Genomic DNA, 8,298 nt, shown 5'->3' on the forward strand with positions numbered 1-8,298 from the left:
CGCATTAAAAGGATTCCATGGCCTAAAGGCCATGGAAGTTCTTGGTATTCGTTTCTTACTTTAAAGCTGCATTGATAAAGTCCCTGAACAGAGGATGGGGACGATTGGGACGGGACTTAAACTCAGGATGGAATTGGGACGCAACAAACCAAGGATGATCCGGATATTCTGTCACCTCAACCAAGCGTCCATCCGGGGATGTACCGGAAAATCTCAGCCCGGCATCCTCTAATTCCTTGCGATACTGGTTATTCATTTCATAACGGTGGCGATGACGTTCATAAATAACATTCTCATTATATGAAGCGTAAACTTTGCTGTTCTCTCCCAGTTTTACCGGAGAAACTCCGAGCCGCATTGTACCGCCTTTATCTTCAATATCCTTTTGTTCGGGAAGAATATCGATCACAGGATATGCCGTATCTTCATCAAACTCCGTGCTGTTGGCGCCTTCCATTTTACAGACATTCCGAGCGAATTCAATAATAGCACACTGCATCCCTAAGCAAATTCCTAAGAAGGGGACTTTATTTTCACGGGCATAACGAATCGCCTCAATTTTCCCTTCGATACCGCGATTGCCAAACCCACCGGGAACAAGAATCCCTTTTACGTCTTGCAGAAGATCTTCGGCAGACTTTTCTTCAATTTCCTCCGAGTTAACCCACCTGATTTTTACCTTGGCGGAATGCTCTGTCGCCGCATGACGAAGCGCTTCGGCGACACTGAGATAAGCATCCGGCAATTCAACATATTTGCCTACAATGGCGATCTCAACTTCACGCGACGGAGATTTAATCCGCTCAACCATCGCCTTCCACTCCGTCATATCCGCAGGCGGTGCTTCCAAGCCAAAGTGGCGAAGCACGATATCATCGAGCCCTTCTTTTTGCAGGGTTAGCGGAACTTCATAAATGGTCGGTGCATCAATGGTCTGAACAATCGATTCCAAATCAATATCACAAAGGAGGGCCAGCTTTTCTTTCATTTCATTGGAAATCTCATGTTCGGCACGGCAAACCAAAACATTAGGCTGAATCCCCAGCCCTCTTAATTCTTTAACCGAATGTTGAGTCGGCTTAGTCTTAAGCTCCCCTGACGCCGCAAGATAAGGGACTAAAGTAACATGAAGATAGAGTACATTCTCACGACCGATATCACTGCGCATCTGGCGAATCGCTTCCAAAAAAGGTTGTGATTCAATGTCGCCCACTGTTCCGCCGATTTCAGTGATGACGACATCGGGATGGGACTCACGGGCTACCCGATAAATCCGTTCCTTAATTTCATTGGTAATATGGGGAATAACCTGGACCGTCCCTCCGAGATAATCCCCTCTCCGTTCTTTGTTAAGTACCGTCCAGTAAATTTTCCCTGTCGTCACATTGCTGCTCTTGGAAACCGGAACATCAATAAAGCGTTCATAATGGCCTAGGTCTAAGTCCGTCTCTGCTCCATCATCCGTTACAAATACCTCACCATGTTGGTAAGGGCTCATCGTTCCGGGGTCGATGTTGATATAGGGATCAAACTTCTGAATCGCTATCTTTAATCCCCTGTTCTTCAGCAAGCACCCCAGTGAGGCCGCAGTAATCCCCTTTCCTAAAGACGATACCACCCCGCCAGTTACAAAAATAAACTTAGTCATGTTTTCCTATCCTTTCTCGGCCATTCTTTTTAGATCACTTAAGATAACTTTTCTAAAGTCAAAAATAATCAAGAAGTTATTTTATAAGAGCAAAAACATAAAAAAAGCTAGTCCGCAAGACGCACTAGCTTTATTTTTAACAACTATTCTTAATTCTAGCCACATTAATCGGAACTGTCAATACAGAGTATGACAGAAATCCGGATAATCCATGAATTAATTCCAAGAATCCTCATTAGCGCGTTTTAAGCGATTTTTATAGGAGACTTCCTGCAGCTCTGGTAAATCTCCCTCTTCTTCATCTGATTCCCCTTCGTAATCCGCTTCAACAGACAGGTCCTTTTCCTCATCCAAATCTGCCTCATCATCATCCCCGGTAAAGCCCTTGCTTGACGAACTGACAGCGGATAATTTTCGCGAACCCCGGCTCGTAACCCAGGCTCGCAGACCCCATTCCCCCTTGCCAAGGTAGGTAAAACGGGTATCCAAGTTGATCTGCGTCAGCACCGCTGAAACCATTCCCGGTTCGGATGGGAGATTTCTTGCTTTAAGAACCTCTTGAATTAAATCGGAATAGTACATCGTATGGCCTTGGGCTAAAAGAAAATGATAGGCAATATCCGAATCAGACGATTGTGATTTCGGTGTGAATGGATGGGTCAAATAATTCCACCGTCCTTCCCTGCTCATCGCACTGAAATTTAAATCAATATATTCGACCCATGCCCAAAGATTTCCTGCCCTATTAAAAAAAGATTACATTCGTTCCGGAGCCGTTACCCCGAGAATTCCCAAAACATTGGCAACCACCTGTTTTGTCGAACGAATCAAGGCTAAACGAGCCTTCCGCAGATTTTCATCTTCGACAAGGACCCGTTGGCTATTATAGAAGGAATGGAACAAGGAAGCTAAATCCAGGACGTAGCGCGCCATCCGGTGAGGCTCTCTTAAGCGTGCCGCTACACTGATCTCGGAAGGCAGCTCCGCAAGTTTTTTCAGAAGCTCTCGTTCCTCGGTGCTGTCTAAAAGCAGTAGTTCTTCTTGCGAAGGAATTCCTGTATATTGATATCCTAATTCTTCGGCCTGTCTGAGAATGCTGCACATCCGGGCATGTGCATATTGAACATAATAGACGGGATTATCTGAAGACTCGGACTTGGCTAAATCCAAATCAAATTCAACGGTTGAATCCGGATCACGCATCAGGAAGAAGAAACGTGCCGCATCTTTACCAACTTCATCCAATAATTCACGCAGCGTAATATATTTGCCGGAACGCTTAGACATCCGAACCACTTCGCCGTCTTGAATCAGACGTACGAGCTGCATTAAGATCACTTCCAGATTTTCCGGATCATAGCCCATGGCCGACATGGCACCCTTCATCCGAGCAACATGTCCATGATGATCCGCACCCCAAATATTGATAACCCGGTTAAATCCGCGTTCAAATTTATTCTGATGATAGGCTATATCTGCGGCAAAATAGGTTGGTGTACCATTGCCGCGAACTACGACCTCATCCTTTTCATCCCCGAATAGAGTGGATTTCAGCCAAAGAGCGCCTTCCTTTTCATAGATATAGCCCTTTTTCTCGAGATCCTCCATGGCCTTTTTAACAGCTCCCGAATCATGAAGGGATTGTTCACTAAACCAAACATCATAATGCACACCCATATCTGTTAATGTTTCACGAATATTCGTTAACTTTTCATCTAAAGCATAACGAACTAAGAACTCTCGCCGAAGCTCCTCTTCAACATTAAGATATTTATCTCCAACCTTAGCGATAAGGCCTTTGACCGTATCAATCAGGTCTTCTCCGTGATATCCCCCTTCGGGAAAAGGAACATCCCGTCCCAGCTGTTGCAGATAACGAGCTTCTAAGGAAAGAGCAAAGTTATGGATTTGGTTTCCCGCATCATTAATATAAAATTCACGGCTTACTTCATAGCCGGCCATACTCAATAGGGAAGCCAGGCTATCCCCTAAAGCCGCACCCCGGGCATTTCCCATATGCAAAAGCCCGGTCGGATTAGCGCTGACGAATTCAACCTGTACTTTCTCTCCTTGTCCATCGTTAACTTTTCCATAATCCGCTCCTTGGTTTAAAATCTGTGGGATTACTCCTGTCAGCCAAGCAGTATCCAATTTAAAATTGATAAAACCGGGACCCGCAATTTCGCTGGACTTAATCCATGTTCCTTCGGTCGATAAATTTTTGATAAGAATTTCCGCAATTTCACGAGGAGGCTTATGGGCTTGTTTCGCTAAAACCATAGCCAAATTCGTGGCTAAATCCCCATGTTGTTTTTCCCGAGGTTCTTCCAACACAAAATTCGGCAAGCTCTCAAAACTCAATTCTCCGGCTGTTTGTGCAGACTGAGCCGCTTGGGTTAAGTTCGCTAAAACCTTTTCAGTAATCTCTTCATATATACTCATTGAGGAGTATCCCCCTTTATTAAAATCTTTAGGGTATTTTGACTGATTTCTTGTTCATCAGCAAATAGCTTATATTTTAGAGTAATATGTCCGCCAAGCTCTGTCAAGCTTATCTCCATTTCCTCCGCCAACGCCCCCAAATATAAGGAAACAAATGGGGTTACATAATTTGAATGATGAAGAACCCCCGGTTCGAAAATTTGCCGCTGATCCGCGGCACCCATCCGCGTTAATATCAATTTATTCTTTTCAACCCGAAGAGCTGTGGAAACACCCGCCATTCCCGTTGCCTCAGATTCTTGATAAAAGATATAATAATTCCCTTGACGCTTATAAAACGAACCGGTTACTTGGAAATCCTGTTTATCTTCTCTTCCATCGGGATAAATCTGGATCCCTTTCACCTGAATTCGTACCGACTTTTGCAATAATTTTCCCCTTCCCTTTCTCTTTGACACTCTTTTCTTTAAAAATTATAGCCTAAAGCGTTCTTTCTGTCAGATAATCTTTAGCCAATGACTAAACTTCAGATGGAATGAATCAAAACCCCACTATTCCTAAAAAAAATAGAGGTGGCAAACCCGCCACCTCTAATCTTCCCAATATATTCGCTTTCTTAACCGAGGATATTAATTCCCTGCAGAATCTACTGCAAATACTCCCCGCGCGGGGTATGGATAATCCGCTGAATTTTCTCTTCAAGGCCGTTTTCGGCATTGACATAAACTAAATACTCTTCATTCTGATACATTCCACGAAATTCATAGGCTAAAACTTCGCGATTTCCTAATACCGGAATGACCGCTAAACCCGTTTCCTTGATTTGAAAACCACTGCGTAATTTTTTCTTCGCTTCATCAACCGTAATCTTCGGTGTCAGATTACGCGGATGATGGTACGCCCAGTAAGGGGTTGAGTCATATGCGGTAATCGAGCCATCATCTAAAGCCACGGTCAGGCGAATTTTATCCGGATAGCAGCGAACCTTGTCCTGTTCCTGAATCACTTCAAGACGGATATAGCCCCCATAATCCTCTACCGAGGTTGGGACCAATGTCCAGCCTAAATTCTTTAAAGTGGACAACGCTTTGCTTTTCCCCTGATCCGCAGTTAATGTCCGCTCCTGAAGTGTTCTTTGGTTCCAGAATTCTATTACTTTTCCGCCCTGTTTGCTGACGGTTAGGCTGATATCCCCTTGTTTCCATAGATATCCTCCCATCGGTCCGGAACTCACTCCCGCGAATTCCAGATTAACCCCTGATAAACCCACCTTGCTCAGGAAATCATTCGCAGCTTCAAGGGACTGGTCTTTGTTAACCTCTTGCTTGGGCAAGCCGAGCGGCTCTGCCACAGAACGAGATGCAAATTCCCCGGTATAGGAAAAGGGCGGCAGCTTTTGCAGACTTGCATTCAGCTGGTCCAATCCTGCGCGAACCGAAGTGGGTTGAACATCCTGACCCTCAGCCGAAGCCTCGGCGATTTGGGGCTTGCCCAGGCTTAATCTTTGCAAGATAGTTTTTGGTTTATCCGTCCAAGCCAAATTTTCTGTATCCACGCGTACTAACAGTTCCTGAACCTGACGGTTCATTGTCTGTACTTGGCCATGAACATCGGCTAAGGTTTTTTCCTCTTCACTCGTTAAATTTGTTCCGACGGCTACCTTCTGCGCCGCATTTCGCGAAAAATCTCCGACCTGATTTACAAACTGCCCAACATAGCTGAGCCCCGCTTCCTCCGCCGGAATTTGGGCTATATCTTTCATAGCGGCTTCGCTATGACTTCCTGCCTGGCTTAAGTACAGCACCTTTTGCTTCGCGGTTGAAGCAACCTGACCTTTCGCTAATACTGTTTCCAGCTGATCTAATTGACTTGCCAAATCCCGAAACGCATGCTGGTTCCGATTTTCCGCGGCCTGCTGAAACTTCGCTGATTGCCGGTATTCGTTCCATCCCCAGCCCAAAGAAAGGACAAGCGCCAGCGCAAGAACACCATACCAAAATCTTCTGTTCATCCCTTTCCCTCCTAGCGCGTAAAGATATGATTTCCGATTTGGAGAATTTGTGGTCTTGACCAAATATATTTATTTGAAGTTTTAGCAGGATTAAAGAAAAAGAGCGCGCCATGTGTAGGATCTGATCCGTTGACCGCCTCATGAGCCGCTTTTACGGCGGAAGCTGTGGGCGCTTTGTTGATTTGCCCGTCATCCACACTGGAAAATGCCTTTGGTTGATAAACAATATCGGCAACCGTTTTCGGGTAGGCCGGATCTTTCATTCGATTTAAGATTACGGCTGCAACGGCGACCTGTCCCTCGTAGGGTTCCCCCCTGGCCTCCGCACTCACGGTCCTGGCCAAGAGATTGACATCGACATTTTTAGGGCCAACCGGTTTACCCGTGGCTGTTGTGCTCTCACGGGTTAATCGTTTTAACTCCGAGATTGTTTCCGGCCCCGCCAAGCCATCAACTTTCAGTCCATGGTCTTGTTGGAATTTCCGAACGGCGGCCTGGGTCTTCGAACCATATTTGCCGTTAAGCGGGCTAATAGGATATCCCAACTGGACCAGACGCTTTTGCAATTCAGTAACTTCCGGACCGTTGGAGCCCCTGCTCAATAGCCGATCCCCTAAAGCCCCGTAAGCCACGCCTGATAGAACTAAGGCTAGAATTAAAGTTAGCCCCCCGACCCATAGTTTCTTGCGTGTCATGCTTTCTCACCTCACACTAAGATTTCTCTCTTAGTGTGGCTAAAGCGAGGCTCAATTATCCATATCATAACAAAAGAGGAAGCCTGAAATAACAGGACAATTTAAAATCGCCGAATCACTTGAATTTCAAGCGACTCGGCGATTTCTCGGCTTCTATCTTCTAAAGTCAGGAGCTTAAAACAAAGGAGTTAATTTTATCCGATGACTAACCGCCACTAAGACTCCCACTTCTTAAGTACGAAAGTATCCAGTGGATACTTTTGCCGAACCGCAAACTACACAGAATAACTTTAGCGGTGAGGATGAGATAAGTGGCGCTAAGTCCCTGGATAAGTCAACTAAACTTCAGATGGAGTCAAAACTCCACCTGAAGTAAGTTTCCTTTATTTAAGGTGTCAAAGTTTATGGACAAACTGAGTTAATTCATCAAGCTGTGCTTTCAACTCTTGGGTAGCTGCAGCTATTTCCTGCGTCGAAGAGGATTGCTCCTCACTAATCGTACTCGTTTCCAGGGCCTGGTTCGTAATATTATCGATGTCCATCATAATATTTCGGAGAATCTCGTTTACATTCTTACTTGAGGTTTTGCTTTGTTCGGATAACCGTCTCATTTCTTCTGCTACTACCGTAAAGCCTCTACCGCTTTCCCCTGCTCTGGCTGCCTCAATGGCTGCATTCAGTCCCAGGAGCTTGGACTGGTCGGCTATTCTCTGGATCATCTGCATAATGTCATCGCTTTTCTCCACGTTTTCTCGGGTATGATGAGAAGCCGAAGAAAGATGTTCGCCGATTTCCGCCAGGTGCTGTGAACCGGAGGCTAGCTCCTGGATGCCTGAACCTACTTGATCAAAGGCCTCGGAGAATTGGCCGATAATCTCCTGGAGCCTTACTGTATCCTCTGTCGATGCCCCGACGACAATACAGCCTATAACCCTGTCATTCTCATCAAAAACGGGTTCTGCTACGGCCTCATAAGGTATTCCCAGAAGTTCTTTCCCCACCACGAGTGATTTGGTCATTTTCTCTTTCATAGCCTTATAACCGACCCATCCTTCCCCGACGAGATCCCCATTTTTTGTGCCAAGGGAAAACGTTTTTGCCGGTTGGTGGATGATAACTTTTTCAGTATCCATAACGGTTATAAAAATATCCCGATTTATAAAATGATTAATATACGGCGTAACTTTTGTAAAGGCTTCCAGGACGTCCAAACCAATAATTTTATTACTCATTTCTGCATTCTCCTGTGAACTCTTTGTATCAACCAAAGGCCTCCTATACCGTTTCCTTTATTAAATACCGCAGGAAACTCCTATTTTTGCTTTAGATAATTATCCATTGCCGCAGCGGCTTTCTTTCCCGCGCCCATGGCCAGGATTACCGTTGCTGCACCGGTGACAATGTCACCGCCGGCAAATACGCCGGGGATTGAGGTTTCCATTGTCTCTTCATTAACGACAATATTGCCGCGTTTGTTCAGTTCCAAGCCTTCTGTGGATGTC

The 8,298-nt window shown here is 45.4% G+C and carries 8 protein-coding genes; all 8 read right to left on the reverse strand.

The genetic code is table 11. The annotated features are described in order from the left end of the window. Positions 1–55: 55 nt before the first annotated feature. Positions 56–1,648 (reverse strand): CTP synthase, encoded by a 1,593-nt coding sequence (locus VB077_RS14065; protein ID WP_323415887.1) that lies wholly within the window; start codon positions 1,646–1,648, stop codon positions 56–58. Between the two features lie 216 nt (positions 1,649–1,864). Beyond that, a complete protein-coding gene (rpoE, locus tag VB077_RS14070; RefSeq protein WP_323415888.1) occupies positions 1,865–2,311 on the reverse strand; it encodes a DNA-directed RNA polymerase subunit delta in 447 nt (148 codons plus the stop codon). Between the two features lie 93 nt (positions 2,312–2,404). Continuing rightward, positions 2,405–4,090 carry an arginine--tRNA ligase gene (gene argS, locus VB077_RS14075; RefSeq protein ID WP_323415889.1) on the reverse strand — a complete coding sequence of 562 codons (1,686 nt, stop codon included), beginning with the start codon at positions 4,088–4,090 and terminating at the stop codon, positions 2,405–2,407. Next, the gene (locus tag VB077_RS14080; protein WP_323415890.1) at positions 4,087–4,518 is read right to left on the reverse strand and encodes a DUF1934 domain-containing protein; all 432 of its coding nucleotides are present in this window, start codon (positions 4,516–4,518) and stop codon (positions 4,087–4,089) included. Before VB077_RS14080 ends, argS begins: the two co-directional genes overlap by 4 nt. Before the next feature lie 218 nt (positions 4,519–4,736). Next, positions 4,737–6,101 (reverse strand): PepSY1/2 domain-containing protein, encoded by a 1,365-nt coding sequence (locus VB077_RS14085; RefSeq protein WP_323415891.1) that lies wholly within the window; start codon positions 6,099–6,101, stop codon positions 4,737–4,739. Positions 6,102–6,112: 11 nt separating this feature from the next. Next, positions 6,113–6,796 carry a spore cortex-lytic enzyme gene (gene sleB / locus VB077_RS14090; RefSeq protein ID WP_323415892.1) on the reverse strand — a complete coding sequence of 228 codons (684 nt, stop codon included), beginning with the start codon at positions 6,794–6,796 and terminating at the stop codon, positions 6,113–6,115. Positions 6,797–7,191: 395 nt separating this feature from the next. Continuing rightward, positions 7,192–8,028: a methyl-accepting chemotaxis protein gene (locus VB077_RS14095; protein ID WP_323415893.1), complete on the reverse strand. Its 837-nt coding sequence runs from the start codon at positions 8,026–8,028 to the stop codon at positions 7,192–7,194. 80 nt (positions 8,029–8,108) lie between these two features. Then, the coding region (locus VB077_RS14100) for an FAD-dependent oxidoreductase (RefSeq protein ID WP_323414907.1) at positions 8,109–8,298 on the reverse strand (190 nt) is incomplete at its 5' end.

Origin of the sequence: Desulfitobacterium sp. (assembly GCF_034927245.1) — a bacterium.
Lineage (GTDB): Bacteria > Bacillota > Desulfitobacteriia > Desulfitobacteriales > Desulfitobacteriaceae > Desulfitobacterium_A.

Coding starts and splice junctions, on each gene's coding strand:
- argS (WP_323415889.1), bottom strand. CDS start 4,090: ATGAGTATATATGAAGAGATTACTGAAAAGGTTTTAGCGAACTTAACC.
- VB077_RS14085 (WP_323415891.1), bottom strand. CDS start 6,101: ATGAACAGAAGATTTTGGTATGGTGTTCTTGCGCTGGCGCTTGTCCTT.
- sleB (WP_323415892.1), bottom strand. CDS start 6,796: ATGACACGCAAGAAACTATGGGTCGGGGGGCTAACTTTAATTCTAGCC.
- VB077_RS14095 (WP_323415893.1), bottom strand. CDS start 8,028: ATGAGTAATAAAATTATTGGTTTGGACGTCCTGGAAGCCTTTACAAAA.
- VB077_RS14065 (WP_323415887.1), bottom strand. CDS start 1,648: ATGACTAAGTTTATTTTTGTAACTGGCGGGGTGGTATCGTCTTTAGGA.